Annotated in this window: 22 protein-coding genes; 4 read left to right on the forward strand and 18 right to left on the reverse strand. The window is 57.6% G+C overall.

Going from position 1 to position 20,744, the window contains the following annotated elements; translation table 11 throughout:
• Positions 1–113 precede the first annotated feature (113 nt).
• The 9 genes from FIV46_RS16205 to FIV46_RS16245 form a co-directional block, all read right to left on the reverse strand.
• Positions 114–614, reverse strand: coding sequence for an Hsp20/alpha crystallin family protein (locus FIV46_RS16205; RefSeq protein WP_139941964.1), 501 nt, complete (start codon positions 612–614; stop codon positions 114–116).
• Positions 615–773: 159 nt separating this feature from the next.
• Complete coding sequence (locus tag FIV46_RS16210) at positions 774–1,346, reverse strand: F0F1 ATP synthase subunit B family protein (RefSeq protein ID WP_139941965.1); 573 nt, start codon at positions 1,344–1,346, stop codon at positions 774–776.
• Positions 1,339–1,848, reverse strand: coding sequence for a F0F1 ATP synthase subunit B family protein (locus FIV46_RS16215; RefSeq protein WP_139941966.1), 510 nt, complete (start codon positions 1,846–1,848; stop codon positions 1,339–1,341). The genes FIV46_RS16210 and FIV46_RS16215 overlap by 8 nt, the downstream gene beginning before the upstream one ends.
• Positions 1,849–1,918: 70 nt before the next feature.
• Positions 1,919–2,143 (reverse strand): F0F1 ATP synthase subunit C, encoded by a 225-nt coding sequence (locus FIV46_RS16220; RefSeq protein WP_139941967.1) that lies wholly within the window; start codon positions 2,141–2,143, stop codon positions 1,919–1,921.
• A 62-nt stretch (positions 2,144–2,205) separates the two neighbouring features.
• A complete protein-coding gene (locus FIV46_RS16225) occupies positions 2,206–2,973 on the reverse strand; it encodes a F0F1 ATP synthase subunit A (protein ID WP_139941968.1) in 768 nt (255 codons plus the stop codon).
• Between the two features lie 37 nt (positions 2,974–3,010).
• The gene (locus FIV46_RS16230; RefSeq protein WP_181163278.1) at positions 3,011–3,358 is read right to left on the reverse strand and encodes an AtpZ/AtpI family protein; all 348 of its coding nucleotides are present in this window, start codon (positions 3,356–3,358) and stop codon (positions 3,011–3,013) included.
• Positions 3,359–3,561: 203 nt separating this feature from the next.
• A complete protein-coding gene (gene smc / locus FIV46_RS16235; RefSeq protein WP_139941970.1) occupies positions 3,562–7,041 on the reverse strand; it encodes a chromosome segregation protein SMC in 3,480 nt (1,159 codons plus the stop codon).
• A 37-nt stretch (positions 7,042–7,078) separates the two neighbouring features.
• Entirely contained in the window at positions 7,079–7,678 is a 600-nt protein-coding gene (locus tag FIV46_RS16240) for a DsbA family protein (protein WP_219846166.1), read from the reverse strand.
• A 157-nt stretch (positions 7,679–7,835) separates the two neighbouring features.
• On the reverse strand, positions 7,836–8,411 hold the full coding sequence (locus FIV46_RS16245; RefSeq protein WP_139941972.1) for a DUF721 domain-containing protein: 576 nt from the start codon (positions 8,409–8,411) through the stop codon (positions 7,836–7,838).
• A 95-nt stretch (positions 8,412–8,506) separates the two neighbouring features.
• Here FIV46_RS16245 and FIV46_RS16250 point away from each other — a divergent pair, with 95 nt between their 5' ends.
• From FIV46_RS16250 to FIV46_RS16265, 4 genes are all read left to right on the forward strand, one after another.
• On the forward strand, positions 8,507–9,565 hold the full coding sequence (locus FIV46_RS16250) for a DUF3667 domain-containing protein (protein ID WP_139941973.1): 1,059 nt from the start codon (positions 8,507–8,509) through the stop codon (positions 9,563–9,565).
• Positions 9,566–9,654: 89 nt separating this feature from the next.
• Positions 9,655–10,773: an A/G-specific adenine glycosylase gene (gene mutY / locus FIV46_RS16255; protein WP_139941974.1), complete on the forward strand. Its 1,119-nt coding sequence runs from the start codon at positions 9,655–9,657 to the stop codon at positions 10,771–10,773.
• 25 nt (positions 10,774–10,798) lie between these two features.
• The gene (locus FIV46_RS16260) at positions 10,799–11,410 is read left to right on the forward strand and encodes a glutathione S-transferase family protein (protein ID WP_139941975.1); all 612 of its coding nucleotides are present in this window, start codon (positions 10,799–10,801) and stop codon (positions 11,408–11,410) included.
• 3 nt (positions 11,411–11,413) lie between these two features.
• Positions 11,414–11,809 carry a GFA family protein gene (locus tag FIV46_RS16265; protein WP_139941976.1) on the forward strand — a complete coding sequence of 132 codons (396 nt, stop codon included), beginning with the start codon at positions 11,414–11,416 and terminating at the stop codon, positions 11,807–11,809.
• On the opposite strand, the gene FIV46_RS16270 is transcribed toward FIV46_RS16265, so the two are convergent.
• The 9 genes from FIV46_RS16270 to ctaD form a co-directional block, all read right to left on the reverse strand.
• Positions 11,806–12,615, reverse strand: coding sequence for a carbon-nitrogen hydrolase family protein (locus FIV46_RS16270; protein ID WP_139941977.1), 810 nt, complete (start codon positions 12,613–12,615; stop codon positions 11,806–11,808). The genes FIV46_RS16265 and FIV46_RS16270 overlap by 4 nt on opposite strands.
• Before the next feature lie 21 nt (positions 12,616–12,636).
• Entirely contained in the window at positions 12,637–13,893 is a 1,257-nt protein-coding gene (locus FIV46_RS16275; protein ID WP_139941978.1) for a M16 family metallopeptidase, read from the reverse strand.
• The gene (thrC, locus tag FIV46_RS16280) at positions 13,894–15,285 is read right to left on the reverse strand and encodes a threonine synthase (protein WP_139941979.1); all 1,392 of its coding nucleotides are present in this window, start codon (positions 15,283–15,285) and stop codon (positions 13,894–13,896) included.
• A 112-nt stretch (positions 15,286–15,397) separates the two neighbouring features.
• Positions 15,398–16,138: an SURF1 family protein gene (locus FIV46_RS16285; RefSeq protein ID WP_139941980.1), complete on the reverse strand. Its 741-nt coding sequence runs from the start codon at positions 16,136–16,138 to the stop codon at positions 15,398–15,400.
• A 2-nt stretch (positions 16,139–16,140) separates the two neighbouring features.
• Complete coding sequence (locus tag FIV46_RS16290; protein WP_139941981.1) at positions 16,141–16,515, reverse strand: DUF983 domain-containing protein; 375 nt, start codon at positions 16,513–16,515, stop codon at positions 16,141–16,143.
• A gap of 6 nt (positions 16,516–16,521) precedes the next feature.
• Positions 16,522–17,361, reverse strand: coding sequence for a cytochrome c oxidase subunit 3 (locus FIV46_RS16295; protein WP_139941982.1), 840 nt, complete (start codon positions 17,359–17,361; stop codon positions 16,522–16,524).
• A gap of 62 nt (positions 17,362–17,423) precedes the next feature.
• Entirely contained in the window at positions 17,424–17,981 is a 558-nt protein-coding gene (locus tag FIV46_RS16300; protein ID WP_139941983.1) for a cytochrome c oxidase assembly protein, read from the reverse strand.
• A 130-nt stretch (positions 17,982–18,111) separates the two neighbouring features.
• Positions 18,112–19,026, reverse strand: coding sequence for a heme o synthase (locus tag FIV46_RS16305; RefSeq protein WP_139941984.1), 915 nt, complete (start codon positions 19,024–19,026; stop codon positions 18,112–18,114).
• Between the two features lie 77 nt (positions 19,027–19,103).
• The gene (gene ctaD / locus FIV46_RS16310) at positions 19,104–20,732 is read right to left on the reverse strand and encodes a cytochrome c oxidase subunit I (protein ID WP_139941985.1); all 1,629 of its coding nucleotides are present in this window, start codon (positions 20,730–20,732) and stop codon (positions 19,104–19,106) included.
• Between the last annotated feature and the right edge of the window lie 12 nt (positions 20,733–20,744).

Raw genomic sequence — 20,744 nt, forward strand, 5'->3', positions numbered from 1 at the left:
GGCGCTGTCAAGGCAAAGTCTGTCCGAGACGTTACAGAAGACAAAAAAGGCCGGTTTCCGTTGGCGGAAACCGGCACAAGCCGTAAAGGCCTTCAGTTGGGGAGGAAAACTTGTTAACGGGACTTGATCTCGATGGTCCGCTTTTCGGGCTCATGGACCTCGGTCTTGGGCAACAGGATGGTCATCACCCCCTTGTGGAAGTCGGCATGGATGGCCTCCGGGTCTACATTGGGCGGCAGGGTGAAGGAACGCTGGAAGGACCCATAGCTTCTTTCAGTCAGGTGATAGTCGGTTTTCTTCTCTTCGCGTTCTTCTTTCTTTTCGCCTTTAAGGGTAAGCACATTGTCCTTGAGGCTGAGCACCACATCCTTGTCCTCAAGCCCGGGCAGCTCGACGGAAATCTCGAACGCTTCCTTGGTCTCGGTAATATCCGTGCTGGGATTGAGGGAAAATTTGCCCATACTCAGCGGGCGGTTGAAAAAATTTCCCCAGCCACGGCCATAGTCGCCGAACAGCTGGTCGATATCCCGGCGCAAACTGGCCAGGGGATGAAATACTGAAGTTTCTTCCGGGCTACTCTCCGGCACTTTGGTTTCTTTCACTTTATCCGTCATAAAAACCTCCTGCCTTAAGTTGATAAGCAGGTGATTCTTACCATTTTCCGTGGGCGGGCGCATTGACGAGAATCAAAAGTTGGACATGTAAATAACAAAAACCCGGACAGTCGCATGACCATCCGGGTTCCTATAATTGTTTTGAACCTGAGGCGGAGCCTAGTGAACCTGTCTGTCCAGACCGTCGATGGCGTCCCTGAGCAGGGCGTCCTGGTCGGCTTTCTTCAGGTTGCCGGCAATCAGCTCGCGGGCGGCAGACGCCGCCACGTCAGCGGCAGTCAGCTGGATTTCCTTGAGCGCGGCAGCTTCCATCTGCTGGATTTTCTGCCGTGCCAGGCGGGTCCGGCGTTCCACCATTTCCTCGATGTGCTGCGCGGATTCCTCGTGCAGGGTCTTGGCTTCGGCTTCTGCATTGGCGAGAAGCTCGGTCGCTGTCAGCTCGGCTTCGCGCTGGTCCCGCTGGTATTTAGCCAGCAGGGCGGAGGCTTCCTCCCGCAGGGTACGGGCATTATCCAGTTCTTCCTCAATCGCCCTGGATTTGTCATCCAGCATTTTGGCGAAGATTTTGTGGACGCCTTTCCAGACGATCAGCACAAAGAACAGGGCAACAGCGGCATCCACCCAAACTGAGGGATCTTCATACCAGTGTGCATAGCCATGACCTTCGCCATGGGCCACTTCGGTGGAATGCTCCGTGGCGGCGTGCTCGAGCTCGTTGACGGGATCAGCCATTTGCCTTCTCCTTTACAGCGTCGGCAAGTTTGCCTTCGACGGCCTTGCCGATTGCCGCATCATCAAGTTCCAGTTTGGCAACACGGGCTACGATGTCCTTGCAGAGATCTGCGGAAACCGTACGAACATCCTCCATGGCCTTTTCCTTGGCAGCCAGGATGCGGCCAGCCGCTTCCTCTGCCTCGACATTCAGCTTCTGGCTCAGTTCGTTGTATTTTGCTTCCACTTCCAGCTTGATAGCTTCCCGTTTGGCAGCGATGGTGGAGGTGGCGTTGTCCCGCGCTTCCTGCAGCGCCTTTTCATAGGCGATGCGGGCTTCCTCTGCCTCACGTTGCAGTTTTTCAGCCTCTTCCAGATCGTTGGCAATACGGTTCTGGCGTTTTTCCAGAACGTCGGAGACCTTGGGCACGATGCTGTAATGCATAATCAGGTACAGCACCGCGAATACGATCGCCAGCCAGAAAATCTGCGGGGCAAATACTGCCGGATCTAATTGTGGCATTGTCTTCTCTCCTTGATCCCTTTCGGGGATCAGGCCTGTTAGCGTTTAACCGGTAAGGTGAAAGTTTCGGTTATACGAACAGGATGATGAAGGCAATAACCAGACCGAACAGACCGGTAGCTTCAGCAAGAGCAAAGCCCAGCATGGCCTGACCGAAAACCGGACCAGCAGCAGAAGGGTTACGGATAGCGGCGGAAACATAGTTACCGAAAATTACACCGATACCGATACCGGCACCAATCAGAGCAGAACAAGCCAGACCGGCACCAATCATTTTTGCAGCTTCGACTTCCATTTTAATTTCCTTTTATTTTGACAAATTAAACCAAATCACAAATTCACTTTTGCCCGCACATCCTAGTGCATGTGCAGGGCGTCATTCAGGTAGATACAGGTCAGGACTGCGAACACATAGGCCTGCAGGCAGGCCACCAGCAGTTCAAGACCGGTCAGAACCACGATGAATGAGAAGGGCAGAAGGCCGGCGATGCTCAGCACGCCGCCAAGGGCGCCAAGGCTGACCACGAAACCGCCGAACACTTTCAGCATGGTATGGCCGGCCACCATATTGGCGAACAGTCGGACAGACAGGCTGACGGGGCGTGAGAGATAGGACACGATCTCGATCACAACCAGCAGCGGCAGCAGAGCCAGCGGTGCATCACCAGGCACAAAGAATTTCAGGAACCCGATACCATGCTTGATAAAGCCGATAATGGTTACGCCGAGGAACACGAACAGGGCCATGGCGAAGGTGACGGCAATATGGCTGGTCACGGTAAAGATATGCAACCCGGGGATGATATGTGACAGCGGCAGCATACCGATCAGGTTGGCAAACAGAATGAACATGAAAAGGGTCAGGACGAAGGGAAAATAACGGCGCCCTTCCGAGCCGGCTGTGTCATTGATCATCTTGGCGATAAACTCGTAACACATTTCCACCATCACCTGCCAGCGCCCCGGCACCATGGACGCCTGGCGCATGCCGCCCAGCATAAACAGGCTGACCAGAACCAGGGTAATGACCATGAACAGGGAAGAATTGGTGAAGGAGACGTTGTATCCGGCAAGTTCCAGCGGAACCATTTCTGAGACTTCAAACTGCGAGAGCGGGCTGGCCACTTTTTACTTCCTCTTCACAAGCTGATTAACGGGTTAATCAGTTTTTTTCACTTTCATGCCCGGCGTCCAGATGCAGGTCAGACTGCATTTTTTTGGCCGCTTTGAGCACATTCATAATCCCGGCACCGATGCCAAGAAACAAAAATACTATCAAAAGCCAGGGACCGGTACCCAGCCATTCATCCATGAACAGCCCGAGCATCAGCCCAACTACCAGCCCGGCAACCAGCTCTGATACAAGCCGTACCGCCGAACCATAGGCGCTTGCTTTTCGGGGACCTTGGGACTCTTTACCTTCCTGAGCCTTTCGGGCCGCCTGCAAGCGGGTGCCCAGGTCTTCCAGAGACTTGTGCCTGTTTTCTGACTGCTGATCTTCGTCAGACACGAGGCTACCCCTCCTCAAAACCGAACGAATGGCAGGCATCCGTCCGCACCCTTAAAATTGACAGCAACATAGTTTCTGACCCGTAACCTGTCAAGTTACAAAAAGCGGACATTTTCAGCCCGGAAGGACCAAGTTAACCCGTTGAAGAAAAAAGGATTTTCAATTCACGCTTTTTCAGTGGAAATTGTATAAAGAAAAATAATCTAGCCGAGGAGAGAATCTGCCAGCCGGTCGCGCATTCTTTCGGCGCTTTCCAGGTCCACGGAAACAAGCTGGGATACCCCTCTTTCCGCCATGGTGACGCCAAACAGCCGGCTCATGCGGGACATGGTCACCGCATTATGGGTCACGATCAGGAATCGGGTGGAGGTTTTGGCGTTCATTTCGTCGAGAAGGTCGCAGAAACGCTCCACATTGGCGTCATCCAGCGGCGCGTCCACCTCGTCCAGCACACAGATGGGGGACGGGTTGGTCATAAAGACGGCAAAAATCAGCGACAAGGCCGTGAGCGCCTGCTCGCCCCCGGACAACAGGCCCAGGTTCTGCATCTTCTTGCCCGGCGGGCTGGCCATGATCTCGAGCCCGGCATCCAGCGGGTCGTCAGATTCGGTCAGCTCCAGATGGGCCCTGCCACCGCCAAACAGGGTGGTGAACAGTTCGCTGAAGTGGGCGTTCACTTCGTCAAAAGCCTTCAGCATGCGGGCGCGCCCTTCCCGGTTCAGATCGGAAATGGCCTTCATCAGTTTGCCGATGGCCAGTTCCAGGTCCTCACGCTCGCTGACGGAGTTGTTGAGCGCCTGTTCGATCTCGACCAGCTCCTCTTCCGCCCGCAGGTTGACGGCGCCGAGCCGCTCGCGCTCCCCTTTCAACCGTTCGAGCTTGCGATGACAGTCGTCCGCATCCGGGAACTCCTGCTCCGGCTCCAAGCCGGCTTTTTCCCGAAGAGCCCCCGGCTGGCAATTGAATTCCTCGTCAATCCGGCGCAGCAGGGCTTCCTTCTGGCTTTCATATTGTTCAAGGCTGGTCTCGAGCCGGACCTTCTGTTCGCGCTGTTCGGCCAGGCGCGCCTGCACCTCGCGAATTTCCCGGTCTTTGGTGGCCAGCGCTTCTTCCGCTTCGGCCAAGACCTGCGCCGCGGTCTGGCGCGCTTCCTCCGCCTCTTCGATCAGGCTGTTGAGCTTGCGCCGTTCTTCGACGATCTGGCCAGGACGGTCTTCCAGTGCCGCCAGTTCTTCCCGCGCCTTGGCGCGCCGCTCGATCAGGGCATTAAGGTGGTCTTCCACGTCCTTGACCCGGAGCTTCCAGGCGCCGAGCTCAGTCTCAATCCGGTCCAGCCGCTCGTGGCGGGCGGAACTGCGGGACAGGAAGCTGTCATGGGCGAGGCGCGCTTCGGACAGCTCGTGGCGTTTTTCCTCCACAATCCGGCGCGCCTCGGCAATGTCATTCTCCAGGCTGACCGGTTCCGGCAACGCCGCGAGGGCCTCTTTGGCCTGGCGGCGGCGGCCTTCCACCTCGTCAAAGGCCTCGACCATATGGCCAAGACGATCACGCAGCGCACTTTCCTCGGACTGGTGGCGGGTCGCCTGTTTTTCCGCTTCGGTCAGTTCCCGGCGGGCGGCGGCGGCTTTTTCCTCGGCCTCGCGCCAAGTCTGGCGAATCTCCCGGGCCGCCTGCTTGGCTTGCTCCAGTTTTTCCTGCATCTGGTGCAGCTCCGTCCGGGCCTCGTGAGTTTCCTGCTGTTTGCGGGCCAGTTCTTCACGGACCTTTTCCAGACGGTTTTTCTGGGACAGGCGGATCGCGGCCACTCCCGGCGCTTCCGGCGAACGGCACAGGCCGTCCCAGCGCCAGACCCCACCGGCCCGGGTCACCAGCCGCTGGCCGGGTTTCAGGTCCTTCATCAGGCGCAACGCCTCGTCGGCACTGTCCACCAGGCCGATCTGCGACAACCTTCTGTTCAAAACCGCCGGGGCGTTAACATGACCGGCCAGACTTTTCACCCCGGCGGGCAAGGACTGAGCACTTTCAAAAGCCGGTAAATTCTGCCAGTGAACCGCATCCTCTTCATCTTCCGACGCCTCCAGGTCCATATCCAGGGCGGCGCCGAGCGCGGTTTCGAACCCTTCGGTCACGGTAATCTTCTCAAGCAGGGTCACCACATCCTTGTCCGAGGAGGAGGACAGCAGTTCTTCCAGCGCCTCGATTTCCGCATGCAGCTTGGCCTGCTTCGATTCATGGGCCTGCAGGATGGAGCGGGCGTCCTGCTCCTTTTGCTGCCATTCCTGGCGGGCGTCTTCCGCCTCGGTGGACTTGCCGCGCTGGACATGGACCGCCTGCTCGGCTTCGGACAGCCGGTTTTCGGCATCGGACAGGGCCCGGGTGAACAGATTGTTGCTCTCCAGGTGGCTGATCCGCTCCTCGATGGTTTCCTTCTGTTCGGTAAGGTTGGCGAGCCGGGTTTCGGCTTCCTCGATATCCCTGAGCAGGTTGTTCTTCTCGGCGTTGCGCTGGGCCTGTTTCTGGGTCAGCTCCTCAAGCTTCCATTCCGCTTCCAGGGTGGCCGCCTGCCGGGTTTTCAGTTCCTCGGACAATTGGTCCACACTGTCGGTCTGGTTCTCGATTTCCTGGCGAATCTGCTGTTTTTCGGCGGTCAGCCGCTCGATGGTGCCGGCTGCATCGCCTATCACGGACTTCTCGCGGTCTTCATCCTGGTCGATGTGCTCGAGCTGGCCTTTCAGTTTTTCCTGGGTTTCATGGAGGCGCTGTTCCTCGCCATCCAGGCCGTCCCGCTGGACCGTCATGCGATGCAGTTTGGCGGCGATTTCCGCTTCCTTCTGGCGCAGTTCCGGCAGTCGTGCCGACAGCACCGCCTGCTCCTTGTTCAGGCGGCCCAGTTCGGTGCTGACTTCCGACACCAGTTTCAGCACTTCGCGCGCTTCACCCTCGGCCTTTGACATATTGTCGTCGATACTGCGCCATTCCATGTAGAGAATCAGCGCCTGCAGGGTGCGGATCTCCCCACTCACATTCTTGAATCTGGTCGCCTGGCGGGCCTGGTTTTTAAGGCTCCGGATCTGATCCTGTAATTGTATTTCCACGTCCCCCAGGCGTTCGAGATTGTTTTCCGCTGATCTCAGCTTGCTTTCCGCTTCCTTGCGCCGGGAATGCAGGCCGCTGATGCCGGCCGCTTCCTCCAGCACCGCGCGGCGCTGCTTCGGTTTCGCATTGATCAGGGTGCCGATGCGGCCCTGGCTCACCAGAGAAGGCGAGTGGGCGCCGGTCGAGGCATCGGCAAACAAAAGCTGTACGTCCTTGGCCCGCACATCCTTGCCGTTCAGGCGATAGGCGGAGCCGCTTTCCCGCTCGATGCGGCGGGAAATTTCCATTTGCAGTTCATCATTGAAGGCAGAAGGCGCCGTGCGGTCGGCATTGTCCAGGCTCAGGGTAACTTCGGCCAGGTTGCGGGCCGGGCGGGAGTCGGTACCGGCAAAGATCACATCATCCATGCCGGAACCGCGCATGCTTTTGGCGGAATTTTCCCCCATGACCCAGCGCAGGGCCTCAAGAAGATTGGACTTGCCACAGCCGTTAGGTCCGACGACGCCGGTAAGCCCTTTTTCAATCACAAGTTCCGTCGGATCTACAAAGGATTTAAATCCCGACAATCTGAGCCTTGTAAAATCCACCTTACAGGTTTCTCCCTACCCCATGGTTAAACCGGCTTTATTGCAAAGCCTTGCTAATCGCCTCGTCCAGCGCTTCGAAACTGTATCCGCCCTCGTGCTTGACCCCGTTGATAATGAAGGTGGGGGTGCCGGTGACGTCATACTTTTCAATTGCCTCTTTATAGGAATTGATCAGATAATCGCGCAGTTCCGTGCTGGCGAGGCATTTATCCACATCTGCCTGACTGACTCCTACCATACGGGCCACTTTGGCCACTTCATCCCGGGTCTGTGCCGAGAACATCTTGAAAGCTGTTTCCTCGCCATACTGGTCCACCAGCTCGCGGTATTTTTTCGGCTGGTACCACGCTTCCTGCCGCTTAAAGATCATGCCAAGCAGGGGATAGTAGCGTTTTTCCGCCGCGCAACGGCTGATCAGGGACGCATCCATATCGATGGCGTTCAGCATAAAGTGGCGGAAAGTGAGTTTGACCTTACCGGTTTCCACATATTTTTTCTCCAGTTCCGGCAGGATGTCATTGTTGAAATGGGCGCAGTGGCCGCAGGTGGTCGAGGCATATTCGATGATCTCCACCGGCGCATTCTCATCACCGAGCGTAACATCGTAATTCAGGAAGGGTTTTGCCTCCTCTGCCATCGCCTGCTGTATGGCAGGCACCATCAACAGAATAAGCCCGAGAAAAAGACTGGATATCAGATAATTTGGTCTATTTAGTTGTTTTGTCATAATCCATCCACAATATCTTGTATGTGAGTATAAGAATGATTTTTCCTTCAAATCAAGGAAAGAATCGTTAACGCGCCTTGTCAGGCATTGCTGCTCCCATCCCCCGACGGGTAAAACGACGCCTTGGCGTTGGTTTTTCTGGCTTTTCAGGAACCATCACCGTCGCCCCCAATTGAAAAAGAGCTTTTTGCAGTGTCTTGTCTTTGACCGGCAGCAGCAGGTCTTCCAGTTCCTTTTTCTGAGAATCGGAGAGTTCAGGGGCCTGTCGGGCTCGGGCTTCACCCCGGCGCGGCAGGGGCCCGTGCCGGTAGACCAGCCGCTCGACTGCCCTATAACCGTAAAAGCCGTTGATCCGTTCCAGCACCAGTTCCTCAAGATGCTGCATCTCAGCGGCAAAACTGCCTTCAATGCGGATATAGAGAGTGCCGCCCGCCCCTTCGGCTCGGGGAAACGTCAGGCGCTCCGGCACACTGCAGCCGGACAGGACCGGGCCGACAATTTCCGGCCAGCGGGCAATGATTTCAGACTGGGCGAATCCATAACGGCGGAAGGACCCCCGACTCACCTGTCGGGCGAGGTCCGATATGGCCTGTGTACCGCTGCCTCTCTTATGGTGGCTTTTTTCTGGTCGCTTTTCAGACATGGCGTTAATATAAAGCCCTTCCCCGGAAACAGAAATAAGATAATCGTGAGTTATGTCGAAAATGTGATGAATAACCGGGGACCACGGAGGGGATAATGCAGAAGGAAATTACCGCAGATGAGCCACTTCCTGCGGAAGCAGGCGGCGAACAAACGGTGGAAAAGTCCGATACAGGGCTGCAGGCCGATGCCGCCTACGAAGAATACAAGAGCTGTGAAAACTGCCACACGCGCCTGTACGGAAAATTCTGCGCCAGCTGCGGCCAGAAGGATGTCAATTTCCTGCGTCCGGTCTGGATGCTGCTTGAGGATGCCTTGGGCGACCTGTTCTCCTTCGATTCCCGTTTTTACCGCACCCTCCATCCGCTCATGTTCCGGCCGGGCTATATCACCCGGGAATATCTGAAGGGAAAACGGGCCCGGTTCGTGCCGCCGTTCCGGCAATATCTGGTCATCAGCCTGCTGTTTTTCCTGGCCCTGGTGACGTCCGATGTCCGCCTGTTTGAAACGAAAGCGATTGATTATGACCCGCTGACCGATGAAAACCTGGTGATCAGCGGCCAGGGAGGCGGGGATAAACCGGGTGCCACTCCAGAGACGGCAACCGAAAACAGCACCGTCAAACCTCTGTCCGACCTCCGTGAGCAGGAAAGGAAAGAAATAAAGGACAGCGTCACCGTAATTGAAATTTCCGATGACAGTGATACCTTCCTGAAAGAGCAGCTCAGCCGCCTGATCAAGGGCTGGAACCGGATTTCGGAAGACCCCACCCTGATGAACAAGCTGATGGCAGACTGGATCCCCCGGGTCATGTTCGTGCTGCTGCCGGTTTATGCCATGATCTTCAAGCTCACCTATATTTTCAACCGGCGCTATTATTTCGAACATCTGGTCTTTTCGCTGCATGCCCACGCTTTTGTCTTCCTGTTGTTCACGGTCATGGTGCTTCTCTACCAGTATGCCCCCTTCAGCCGCCCCTATCTTGCCTGGCTGCTGCTCTATATCCCGCTCTATCTGCTGATCGCCATGAAGACTGTCTATAACCAGGGCTGGTTCAAGACCGTCGTCAAGGCCAGCTTCATCGCCTTCGTCTATTTCATGCTTCTGATCAGCAGCATCATCCCGGCGATCGGCTATGGCCTGACACGGATCTGAGATTCCCCGAAAAGCGCCGAAAAGGGCGTATTTGCTGGATTCTCGAGGCGCAGGGCTTATAGTTACGGTTTAGTGACGATTCTGGAGACATGTTTGGCGTGGTGACGGTTGCGGAAAAAGACCGGCTGGTGGAACAGGGGGAGGATCTGGCGGATTCCCTGCTGGACTGGTATGACGGCAACGCCCGCACCCTGCCCTGGCGCACCAGCCCCCAGGACAAGGCTGACGGCCTGAAGCCGGACCCTTATGAAGTCTGGCTCAGCGAGATCATGCTGCAGCAGACCACGGTCGCCACCGTCATTCCCTATTTCGAAAAATTTATCGCCAAATGGCCGACCGTGACCGCGCTTGCCGATGCCGAGCTCGACGATGTGCTTGTGGACTGGGCCGGGCTCGGCTATTACGCCCGGGCCCGCAACCTCTATAAGTGTGCGCAATTTGTGCGCGACGAACTGGACGGCGTCTTTCCGGAAACCTCCGAGGAACTGCGCAAGCTGCCCGGCATCGGCCCCTATACTGCCGCTGCCATCGCCGCCATCGTCCATGATGAAGCGGCCACGGTAGTGGACGGCAATGTGGAACGGGTCATGGCCCGGCTGTTCAATGTGGACACCCCCCTGCCCGATGTGCGCCCGGAGCTCCGGGACCTGGCGGAGGCGCTGACCCCGTCGCACCGGCCGGGCGATTATGCCCAGGCGGTGATGGACCTGGGCGCCACCATCTGCACGCCCAAGGCGCTCAAATGCGACGGCCGCTGCCCGTGGCAGGATTTCTGTATTTCAGCCAAGGCCGGCACGTCGGAGGAGTTGCCGAAACGGCTCAAGAAAGCTGCCAAGCCGACCCGTCGCGGGTTCGCCTTCTGGGGCGAATATAACAATCATGTCTGGCTGCGCCGGCGGCCGGAGGAGGGCTTACTCGGCGGCATGATGGAGGTTCCCTCGTCCGACTGGGTGCCGTCCAACAGCTGGGACAATTTCCCGCCGCCCCAGGTGCCAATCATCGCCAACTGGCGGGAGATGCCGGGACTGGTCACCCATACCTTCACCCATTTCCACCTGGAACTGAAGGTGATCCGGCTCGAGCTCGAGGAAATGATCAACCTGCAGGAAGGGGTCTGGGCCCCGCTCGACAGGCTCGACGAATTTGCCCTGCCGACGGTGATGAAAAAAATCGTCGAACATGTCCGGGCCCCCGTGCTAGATTTGTAAAAAAATACAGATCGGGGATCCATAAATGTACACCCTGCATGACAACACCGAATCCGGCAATGCCTACAAGGTGCGGCTGCTGCTCTCACAGCTCGGCCTGCCCTACAGGACTATCCAGTATGGTGTGACCGACGGTTCCACCCGCACGCCGGAATTCCTCGCCAATATCAACCCCAACGGCCGTATTCCGGTGGTGGAGTTTCCGGACGGGCGCTGCCTCGCTGAATCCAACGCCATTCTCTATTATTTCGCCCAGGACACAGACTTTTTCCCGAGCGACAGATGGGAGCAGGCGGAGGTGATGCGCTGGATGTTTTTCGAACAATACAGCCACGAGCCCTTTGTCGCCGTGGCCAAATTCATCCTGACCATGCTGCCCGCCGACAGCCCGCGCCGGGCGGAGATCCCGACCCTGCATGAAAAGGGCTATGCGGCGCTCAAGATCATGGAAGACCGGCTCAGGGACCATGATTTCCTGGTCGGCGACAGCTATTCCATCGCCGACATCGCGCTGTTTGCCTATACCCATGTGGCGGAAATGGGTGCATTCGACCTCTCACGCTATCCGGCAATCCGCGCCTGGATCGGGCGCATCAAAGGCACACCGGGCTATATCCCCATGTATCCGGAGGACTAACAAATGACCGAAGCCAGACACCTCGCCCGTTGCCTGTGCGGCGCCATCGAGATCGAAGCCAGCGGTCCTCATCGCCATGTGGAATATTGCCATTGTAAATGGTGCCAGCGGTCGTCGGGATCGGCCTTCATCCCCTGGATCACCTTCCCGAAAGAGCAGGTCAGGGTGAGGCGCGGCGAACTTGCTTTCTATCACTCCTCGCCCGAATGGAAACGGGGTTTCTGTCGGGACTGCGGCTCGACCCTGTCGTTCCATACGCCGGAGACCTTCGACCTCACCCTCGGCGTCATGGACGATCCGGAGCCGTTCCGGGCCGAACGTCACATCTGGACCAAAAGCCGGATCAGCCATGTGAAGCTCATCGATGACCTGCCGGAATTTGCGGAAAGCCCTGACTAGAGAGGTTTCAGGCTGCCATAGTCTTCCCGGCGTCCCTCCAGATAACCGCCACCGGCACGTTTTTCCGCCAGCAGGGCCTCGTCCACCTCAAAGACATGGAAGAATTCCTGGTCGGGCAGCCGTTCCATCTGCCGTCCCCCGTTAAAGTCGGGCGGGCAGAACAGGGTGCCGCCGAACGCGGGGCCGGCGAAATTCTGGCTCAGCAGATAGACCTCGTTCTCCAGCGCCCGGGTCATGACGAAGGGCGCCCAGGATTTATAGCTGTCATCCTTGAGGAAGGCGGTCGCATGCAGGATCACATCAACGCCGTGCTCCGCCCGGAGGTGACGGCACAGTTCGGGAAAACGGAAGTCGTAACAGATGATCAGCCCAATCTTCACCCCGCCGAGCGCCGTCACATATAAATGATCGCCCGGGCTGAAGACATCGGCTTCGCTCTCGTGCAGGTGGAGCTTGTCATAAAAGCCGACCTGGCCGTCCGGATGGATGAAAAACTGGGAAATATGCAAATTGTCATTATCGGGGTTATGGCGCGGCAGGCCGAAACAGATGGCCACCCCGTGTTCTTTCGCCACCTCCCGGATGGCCTTGACCGAGGGACCGTCAATCTCTTCGGCCAGCTCTTTCACCCGCGCCAGGTCGCCGAACGGATAGCCGCTGGTCGCCAGTTCCGGCAGCATCACCACATCGGCCTCGACCTGGGTCAGGGCCTGGCCAAGCTTGTCACAAAGCTGGCGCACATGCTCATCCCTCTCGCTGACAGTCCCGATTTCCGGTTGATTGATCTGGCAGCTCAGGATTTTCATATTTTCCCCTTGGGTTGGTGTTCAGAAGCGGTCGGCGACCTTGTCGTAATCCTCCAGCCCGCGCAGGGGACCAATGGCCCCGAGGCTTAACCTGCTGTCGCTCAGCAGCCGGTCCATATAGCGGGAGATGGCGAAGCTGTCCACCTGGTCCAGCTTATCGATAATCTCCTCGCGCGGGATATGGCGGCCGTGGATCATCATCTGGCGGCCGAGCTGTTCCATGCGGTTGGTGGTATTCTCATAGGCCATCATCATGCCCGCCTTCATCTGGTTGCGGGCGCGGTTGACCTCTTCCGCCGAAACGTCCTGGCTCAGCTTGTGCATTTCCTCCGCCACCACCGGGATCAGTTCCGCAACCTGGTCCGGGCCGGTGCCGGCGTGAATGGCAAAGGTGCCGCCGTCCATATAGGACTGCATGAAGCAGTAGATACTGTAGACCAGGCCGCGGTTTTCCCGCACTTCCTGGAACAGCCGCGACGACATGCCGCCGCCCAGCACCATCGACATGACCTGGGCGGTATAATAGTCGGGATCGTCAAAGCTGACCCCGTCAAAACCGAAGATCAGGTTGACCTGTTCCAGGTCCTTGTCTTCCAGGCGGGCGCCGCCCTTGTAGATGACTTCGTCCTTTTTGCCCGGGCGGGTACGGTCAATAGCGGTGAACTTTTCCCCGGCCAGGTCAAGCAGCCGGTTGTGATCCACATTGCCCGCGGCGACCACCACCATCTCGTCGGCCTTGTAATGATGGGACATATAGGAAGCCAGGTCATCGCGGCTGAAGTTGCGGACCCGGTCAATGGTGCCGAGGATCGGCCGGCCGGCCGGCTGGTCCGGATAGGCCGCTTCCTGCATCATGTCAAAGACGATATCGTCCGGCGTATCATTGGCCTGGCCGATTTCCTGGATGATGACGCCGCGCTCGCGTTCCAGCTCCTTGGGATCGAAGGTGGAAAACTGCAGGATGTCGGACAGGACATCGACACCGAGGCCCAGGTCTTCCTTCAGCAGGCGGGCATAATAGGTGGTCTGTTCGCGGGAGGTATAGGCATTGAGATAGCCGCCGACATTCTCGATTTCCTCGGCGATATCCCGGGCATTGCGCCGGTCGGTGCCCTTGAAGGCCATATGTTCCAGCATATGGCTGAGCCCGTTCTGCGGCTCGCTCTCGTGGTTGCTGCCGACATCGGTCCAGACTCCGACGGTAACCGTCTCCACATGGGGCATAGTGTCGGTAACTACCCGAAGACCGTTATCCAGTGTCGAAATCCTGACTGTCATCTAATTCAATGTGTCCCGTATATAGCTCTGGATGGCGCCCAGGTCGTTGGGCAGCACATCATATTTCTCGTCGCGCTCGAACAGGTCCGCCATATGAGGCGGAAGTTCCGGATGCCGGCCGGTAACCGCCTCGACCGCATCCGGGAATTTGGCCGGATGGGCGGTGCTCAGCGTCACCATCGGGGTTGCGGCATCGCGCCGTTTTTCCCGGGCGGCATGAACGCCAACCGCCGTATGCGGATCGATCAGCATTTCCGTCGATTTGAACAGCTCGCCAATGGTCGCTTTGGTATCCTCTTCACTGGTCTGCAGCGCATCGAAGATATGCTTGGCTTTCTCCAGCTCCGGCTCGTCAATGGTAAAGCTGCCGGACTGTTGCAGGTTGTCCATCAGGCGGCGTACTTCTCCGGCCCTCCCATTATACAGGTTCAGCAGCAATCTTTCAAAGTTGCTGGACACCTGGATGTCCATGCTGGGACTGATGGTCGGCTGAACGGTGCCCACCGTATAGTCTCCGCTGGTCAGGGTGCGGGCCAGTATATCATTCATATTGGTGGCCACCACCAGTTGTTCAATGGGCAGGCCCATCTGGCTGGCCACATAGCCCGCGTAAATGTCACCGAAGTTGCCGGTCGGCACGCTGTAGGAGATTTTCCGGTCCGGGCCGCCGAGCGCTACCGCGCTGGTGAAATAATAAACGATCTGCGCCATCACCCGGGCCCAGTTGATGCTGTTGACCGCGGACAGGGTGATTTCGTCCCGGAAGGCCAGGTCATTGAACATGGCCTTGACCAGGGCCTGGCAGTCGTCAAAGGTGCCTTCCACGGCGATGTTATGCACATTGGCGCTCATGACCGTGGTCATCTGCCGGCGCTGCACTTCGGACACCCGGCCCTTGGGATGGAGCATGAAAATCTCCGCACAGTCCCGGTCGCGCACGCAGTCGATGGCGGCGGAACCGGTATCCCCGGAGGTGGCGCCGACGATGGTGATCTTGCGTCCCTGCTTGCTCAGCACATGGTCGAACAGATGGCCCAGGAGCTGCAGCGCCACATCCTTGAACGCCAGGGTCGGGCCATGGAACAGTTCCAGGATCCATTCATTGCTGTCAATTTGCGCCAGCGGCACGACCGCCTTGTGACGGAAGGTGCTGTAGGCTTTTTCGATCAGGCCGGCGAAGTCGTCTTCGGAAATTTCCGGGCAGACATAGGGGCTCATGACCCGGAAGGCCACGTCCTGGTAGCTGAGGCCGGCCATGGCGCGGATATCATCCGGCCACAGGGTCGGCCATTGTTCCGGAATATACAGACCGCCGTCCCGGGCCAGCCCGGTCAGCAGAACTTCTTCAAACCCCAGTGCAGGCGCCTGGCCGCGCGTACTGACATACTTCACTTTTCAGTCCTCTAGTCTTGGCTTTGTCCGCCCGTCATGTGGCTGATGACGTCCTCGGGCGACTCATCTCGATTTCGCGGCACAGAGTAGCAGTTTGCCCCTCTGATGCAAGCTATTCCTCGCGCCCGTTGGCGGGGATGAATTTCACGTGATAGACCATATAGACCGCGAACAGCGCCAGGGCGAGGCCGTACCAGGTAATCACATAGCCCAGGTGATTATTGGCGAGCTTGACGCGGGTGCGCCCGCCCAGCGGCCAGCCGCCGGGATTTTCCGTCTCGTCCGCATAAAGATACATGGGAAAGACCTGCTCCAGCCCTTCGCTCCGGGCCATCTGGTCAAGGTCGCCGTAATACCAGTTGTTATTCGCCGGCTCGTTGTCCGGGCCCAGGAAAGCCTTGCCCCAGGGCTTGCGCAAAAACCCGACGACCGTTACTTCACCATCGGTGATGCTGAGCGGCCGTTCGGTCTTCATTTTCAGGCCTTCCGGCACCCAGCCCCGGTTGACAATGACCAGCCGGTCGTCATCGGTCAGCAACGGCGTATAAAGGTCGTAGCCTGCCTTGCCGTCGGGACCGATACTATACATGGTCATTTCCCGGGTATGCAGGAAGTGGCCGGTGACTTTTACCTTGCGATATTCCCAGGCATCCAGGGTATTGGCGTCGGCGACATCTGCATCCGGCAGGACGGTCGGCGTCATCGCCATGCGGGTTTCCAGCTTTTCGATCAGGTCCAGTTTCCAGTGCAGCCTGTCCACCTGCCAGTTTCCCAGCAGGCACAGGATAATCAACATGGGAATGGTAATGACTGTCGGCCAGAGACGCGGCCGGAAGGAAAGCACCCTCTTCATGGTTAGTCGGTCTTCCCCTCTTCCGCTTTGAAATGATACTGGAGGGCGATCATCAGCGCCTTGAAGGGGCGTAGCATCGCCAGGGATCCGATGATGGTCAGCGGCGCCCACAGCACGATATGAACCCACAAAGGCGGCGAAAATTTGACTTCGACCAGAAGCGCCAGCGCAACAATGAAAAATCCGAGGATCAGGATGATAAAGACGGCGGGACCGTCCGCAGAATCAAACGGGCTGTAATCCAGCCCGCAATTGGGACATCTTTCCGGAAGGGTAAGATATCCCGTGAAGAGTCTCCCTTCCCCGCAGCGAGGACATTTGCACCCCAGTCCCGCCTTGAGGGGCGAAACCGGGGTGTGGAGAAAGGGATCCGTCATCGGAACTTAGTGACCGGCAACAGTGCCGGCACCGCCGATGTAGATGCAGAAGAACAGCACCAGCCAGACAACGTCCACAAAGTGCCAGTACCAGGCCGCAGCCTCGAAACCGAAGTGATGGTTCGGCTTGAAGTGGCCGCGAACGGCGCGCATCAGGTTCACAAACAGGAAGATCGTTCCGATGATCACATGGGCGCCGTGGAAACCGGTAGCCATATAGAAGGTTGAGCTGTAAATGCCGTCAGCGAAACCGAAGCTGGCATGCACATATTCGTAAGCCTGGATTCCGGAGAAGCTGAGGCCCAGCAGCACAGTGAAGGTCAGCATGCGGATAACCGTGGACCGGTCGCCTTCGACCAGGGCATGGTGCGCCCAGGTCACGGTACAGCCGGATGTCAGCAGGATCAGGGTGTTGACCAGCGGCAGGTGCCAGGGATCAAGCGTTTCCACACCGGCCGGCGGCCAGGCGGCATGAATGTCAGAGACCATCTTGCCGACTTCATATTGCTCGACGCTGGTCACGCTGGCGTTGAAATAGGCCCAGAACCAAGCCACGAAGAACATGACCTCGGAAATAATAAACAGGAACATGCCGTAACGCAGGCCAAGCTGAACGATCGGCGTATGATGGCCCTGGTGTTCACCTTCCTCGATGACGTCGCCCCACCAGCTGTAGGCGCCGTATACAACGATCGCACCGCCGAGGATGGCAACCCAGCTGACATCAAAATGAAACAGCATAACCAGCCCGAACATCATGGTGAATGCCCCGATGGAGCAGACAAGCGGCCATGGGCTCGGGTCTACGAGATGAAAATCGTGCTCTACAGCGTGTGAATCTGACATTTCAATTGTCCCCTTACTCACTATAACGTATTGAATCCAAAGTCCGGTCTCACCGGAACTGCTTATTGTTCCTCATCCGACCTGAAAAAAGTATAGGACAGGGTAATCTCCTTTACTTCATTCAGATGTTCATCTTCTGCCAGTTCCGGATCGATAAAGAAAGTGACCGGCATATCCACTTCCTCGCCCGGTTTCAGTGTCTGTTCTGTGAAACAGAAACACTCGATCTTGTTAAAATAGGGCCCCGCCTTAAACGGCGTGACGTTGAAAATCGCGTGCCCGGTGACAGTTTCGTCACTGTTGTTGACCGCATGATAGAAAATCAGGGCGTCTTCACCGATATTGACCGTTACGGATCTCTGCACCGGCTTGAAGCCCCAGGGCAGCGCCGGGTTGGTATCGGCATTGAACAGGATCGTCATCTTGCGATCCAGAACCGGCGTGGCGTCTTCACTTTCCACCCGCTGGGTTGTGCCGCCGTAACCGGTCACCGCACAAAACAGGCGATACAGCGGCACCGATGCGGAAACCAGACCGATCATGCAGCCGAGGATGATCAGCAGCACGAAAACCGTGCGTGCATTCCTCGGGTTGCTATGTTCATAGATATGGTCCGACATCACCGTTCCCGTTAAATCACATCCAGCTTGGCCAGCGTGAGAAAGAAAAACAACGCCACAAAAGCCAGCAACACTGCCGCCAGGGCATAATTGCGGCCTGCTCGTTTCTTATGTTCGTCGCTCAGCGGCATCAGAGCAGCCCTCCCATCCTGAGCAGAGCCTCGATCCCGAGCACCGCAAACAGGACAAACAGATACAAAATGGAATAAAAGAACAGCTGCTTGGCGGTTCTGATATCGCCGGCCCGGAACAGCCTGGCCGCCAGGGCCAGGAAAATCCCCCCCAGCGCGACTGCTGTTACACCGTAAATCATGCCGGCGAATCCCATCACCCAGGGGGCGATCGTTACCGGCACCATCAGCAGGCTGTAGATCAGGATCTGCTTGCGGGTTTCCGCCTCGCCGGACACCACCGGCAGCATGGGCACGCCCACCTTCTCATAATCCTTGCAGGCGAACAGGCTGAGCGCCCAGAAATGGGGCGGGGTCCACATGAAGATGATGCCGAACAGCACCAGGCTTTCGATGCTGACATTGCCGGTCACGGCGACCCAGCCGATCATCGGCGGGAAGGCGCCGGCGGCGCCGCCGATCACGATATTCTGCGGCGTGCGGCGTTTCAGCCACATGGTATAAACAAAAATATAAAAGCCGATGGTAATGGCCAGCAATACAGCCGCGGCCACATTGACCGCCAGGCCCATCAGCAGCACAGACGCCACGGACAGCCAGACACCGAACTGCAGCGCGGTTTCCGGTGCAACACGCCCGGCCGGGATCGGGCGGTTCCGGGTCCGGTCCATAACCGCGTCAATGTCGGCGTCATACCACATATTCAGGCAGCCGGACGCACCGGCGGCGACCGCAATGCAAAGGATGGCGGTAAAGGCCTCCACCGGGTGAATATGACCCGGGGCCAGCAGCAGTCCGACCAGGCCGGTAAAGATCACAAGAGACATCACCCGCGGCTTCAGCAGGTCAAAAAAATCCCGCGCCGCCGGCTCATAATAGTCGAACTTCTCTTGCTCTACAGAGGATGCATACATTCCAGTCAACCAGTAATGGTTATCGCATATTCTTTCAAACGGGCCCGCTGTAAAGAGCGGGCCCGGCTGAATTCAGATTATTTGAACCGCGGCAGTTTCTCGAACTGGTGGAACGGCGGCGGTGAGGTCAGGGTCCACTCCAGGGTCGTTGCCCCTTCGCCCCACTGGTTTTCACCAATTGTCCGACGGCTGGCCAGGGTCACAAAAACGCCGACCAGGAAGAACACCAGACCAAGGGCCATGACACCGTAACCGACAGATGAGAGCCAGTTCCAGTAGGCGTAGGCATCCGGGAAATCCGGGATACGACGCGGCATGCCGGCAAGACCGAGGAAGTGCTGCGGGAAGAAGATCAGGTTCACACCAATGAAGGTAAACCAGAAATGCAGTTTACTGAGCAGCTGCGGATACTGCTTGCCGCTCATTTTGCCAATCCAGTAATACCAGCCCGCATAAATGGAGAACAGGGCTCCCATGGACATGGTGTAGTGGAAGTGGGCAACCACATAATAGGTGTCATGCATGGCCGTATCCACACCGGCATTGGCCAGCACCACCCCGGTTACACCGCCAATGGTGAACAGGAAGATCATGCCGAGCGCAAACAGCATCGGAGTTTCAAAGCGGATGGAACCACCCCACATGGTGGCCAGCCAGGAGAAGATTTTGATGCCGGTCGGCACCGCGATCACCATGGTTGCAGCCGTGAAGTAGGCTTTGGTATCCACATCCATGCCGACGGTGAACATATGGTGCGCCCACACGATAAAGCCGACCACGCCGATCGCCACCATGGCATAGGCCATGCCGAGGTAACCGAAAATCGGCTTGTTGGAGAAAGTGGAGACCACATGGCTGATCAGACCGAAGCCGGGCAGGATCAGGATGTATACTTCCGGATGACCGAAGAACCAGAACAGATGCTGGAACAGAATCGGGTCACCGCCGCCGGCCGGATCAAAGAAGGCGGTGCCAAAGTTACGGTCGGTCAGCAGCATGGTGATGGCGCCCGCCAGAACAGGCAGGGACAGCAGCAGCAGGAAGGCTGTGACCAGAATTGACCAGACAAACAGCGGCATTTTATGCAGGGTCATGCCCGGCGCACGCATGTTGAAGATGGTACAAATGAAGTTAATGGCGCCCATGATGGAGCTCGCCCCGGCAATATGCAGGGCAAAGATCCCCAGGTCCATGGCCGGTCCCGGCTGGGCATAAGTGCTGAGCGGTGCGTAAACGGTCCAGCCGCCGCCAATGCCGTTTTGACCCGGAGGGCCTTCAAAGAAGACGGACATGAGCAGCAGGGCCAGGGCCGCCGGCAGCAGCCAGAAGCTGATGTTGTTCATGCGCGGGAAAGCCATGTCGGGCGCACCGATCATGATCGGCACAAACCAGTTCCCGAAACCGCCGATCAGGGCCGGCATTACCATGAAGAAAATCATGATCATGCCGTGCGCGGTAATCAGCACGTTAAAGAAATGATAAGCAGCGTCAATGTTGCCGCCGGTGAAGGCCGGCAGCACTTCCATGCCCGGATACATCAGTTCGGCGCGCATCAGGCCGGAGAAAACTCCGCCGATCAGACCTGCCACGATGGCGTAGATCAGATAAAGCGTACCGATATCTTTGTGGTTGGTGGACAGCAGCCAGCGACGCCAGCCTGTCGGATGACCGTGATCTGCATGGGAAGCATCAGCAGCGTGACTCATTTACGATCTCCC

Source organism: Emcibacter nanhaiensis, assembly GCF_006385175.1.
Taxonomy (GTDB): Bacteria; Pseudomonadota; Alphaproteobacteria; order Sphingomonadales; family Emcibacteraceae; genus Emcibacter; species Emcibacter nanhaiensis.

What these genes read in the sequence shown, in the direction of transcription:
- FIV46_RS16205 (WP_139941964.1), bottom strand. Translation starts at nt 614, where the DNA reads ATGACGGATAAAGTGAAAGAAACCAAAGTGCCGGAGAGTAGCCCGGAA.
- FIV46_RS16210 (WP_139941965.1), bottom strand. Translation starts at nt 1,346, where the DNA reads ATGGCTGATCCCGTCAACGAGCTCGAGCACGCCGCCACGGAGCATTCC.
- FIV46_RS16215 (WP_139941966.1), bottom strand. Translation starts at nt 1,848, where the DNA reads ATGCCACAATTAGATCCGGCAGTATTTGCCCCGCAGATTTTCTGGCTG.
- FIV46_RS16220 (WP_139941967.1), bottom strand. Translation starts at nt 2,143, where the DNA reads ATGGAAGTCGAAGCTGCAAAAATGATTGGTGCCGGTCTGGCTTGTTCT.
- FIV46_RS16240 (WP_219846166.1), bottom strand. Translation starts at nt 7,678, where the DNA reads ATGGCAGAGGAGGCAAAACCCTTCCTGAATTACGATGTTACGCTCGGT.
- FIV46_RS16245 (WP_139941972.1), bottom strand. Translation starts at nt 8,411, where the DNA reads ATGTCTGAAAAGCGACCAGAAAAAAGCCACCATAAGAGAGGCAGCGGT.
- FIV46_RS16250 (WP_139941973.1), top strand. Translation starts at nt 8,507, where the DNA reads ATGCAGAAGGAAATTACCGCAGATGAGCCACTTCCTGCGGAAGCAGGC.
- mutY (WP_139941974.1), top strand. Translation starts at nt 9,655, where the DNA reads ATGTTTGGCGTGGTGACGGTTGCGGAAAAAGACCGGCTGGTGGAACAG.
- FIV46_RS16260 (WP_139941975.1), top strand. Translation starts at nt 10,799, where the DNA reads ATGTACACCCTGCATGACAACACCGAATCCGGCAATGCCTACAAGGTG.
- FIV46_RS16265 (WP_139941976.1), top strand. Translation starts at nt 11,414, where the DNA reads ATGACCGAAGCCAGACACCTCGCCCGTTGCCTGTGCGGCGCCATCGAG.
- FIV46_RS16270 (WP_139941977.1), bottom strand. Translation starts at nt 12,615, where the DNA reads ATGAAAATCCTGAGCTGCCAGATCAATCAACCGGAAATCGGGACTGTC.
- FIV46_RS16275 (WP_139941978.1), bottom strand. Translation starts at nt 13,893, where the DNA reads ATGACAGTCAGGATTTCGACACTGGATAACGGTCTTCGGGTAGTTACC.
- FIV46_RS16285 (WP_139941980.1), bottom strand. Translation starts at nt 16,138, where the DNA reads ATGAAGAGGGTGCTTTCCTTCCGGCCGCGTCTCTGGCCGACAGTCATT.
- FIV46_RS16290 (WP_139941981.1), bottom strand. Translation starts at nt 16,515, where the DNA reads ATGACGGATCCCTTTCTCCACACCCCGGTTTCGCCCCTCAAGGCGGGA.
- FIV46_RS16295 (WP_139941982.1), bottom strand. Translation starts at nt 17,361, where the DNA reads ATGTCAGATTCACACGCTGTAGAGCACGATTTTCATCTCGTAGACCCG.
- FIV46_RS16300 (WP_139941983.1), bottom strand. Translation starts at nt 17,981, where the DNA reads ATGTCGGACCATATCTATGAACATAGCAACCCGAGGAATGCACGCACG.
- FIV46_RS16305 (WP_139941984.1), bottom strand. Translation starts at nt 19,026, where the DNA reads ATGTATGCATCCTCTGTAGAGCAAGAGAAGTTCGACTATTATGAGCCG.
- ctaD (WP_139941985.1), bottom strand. Translation starts at nt 20,732, where the DNA reads ATGAGTCACGCTGCTGATGCTTCCCATGCAGATCACGGTCATCCGACA.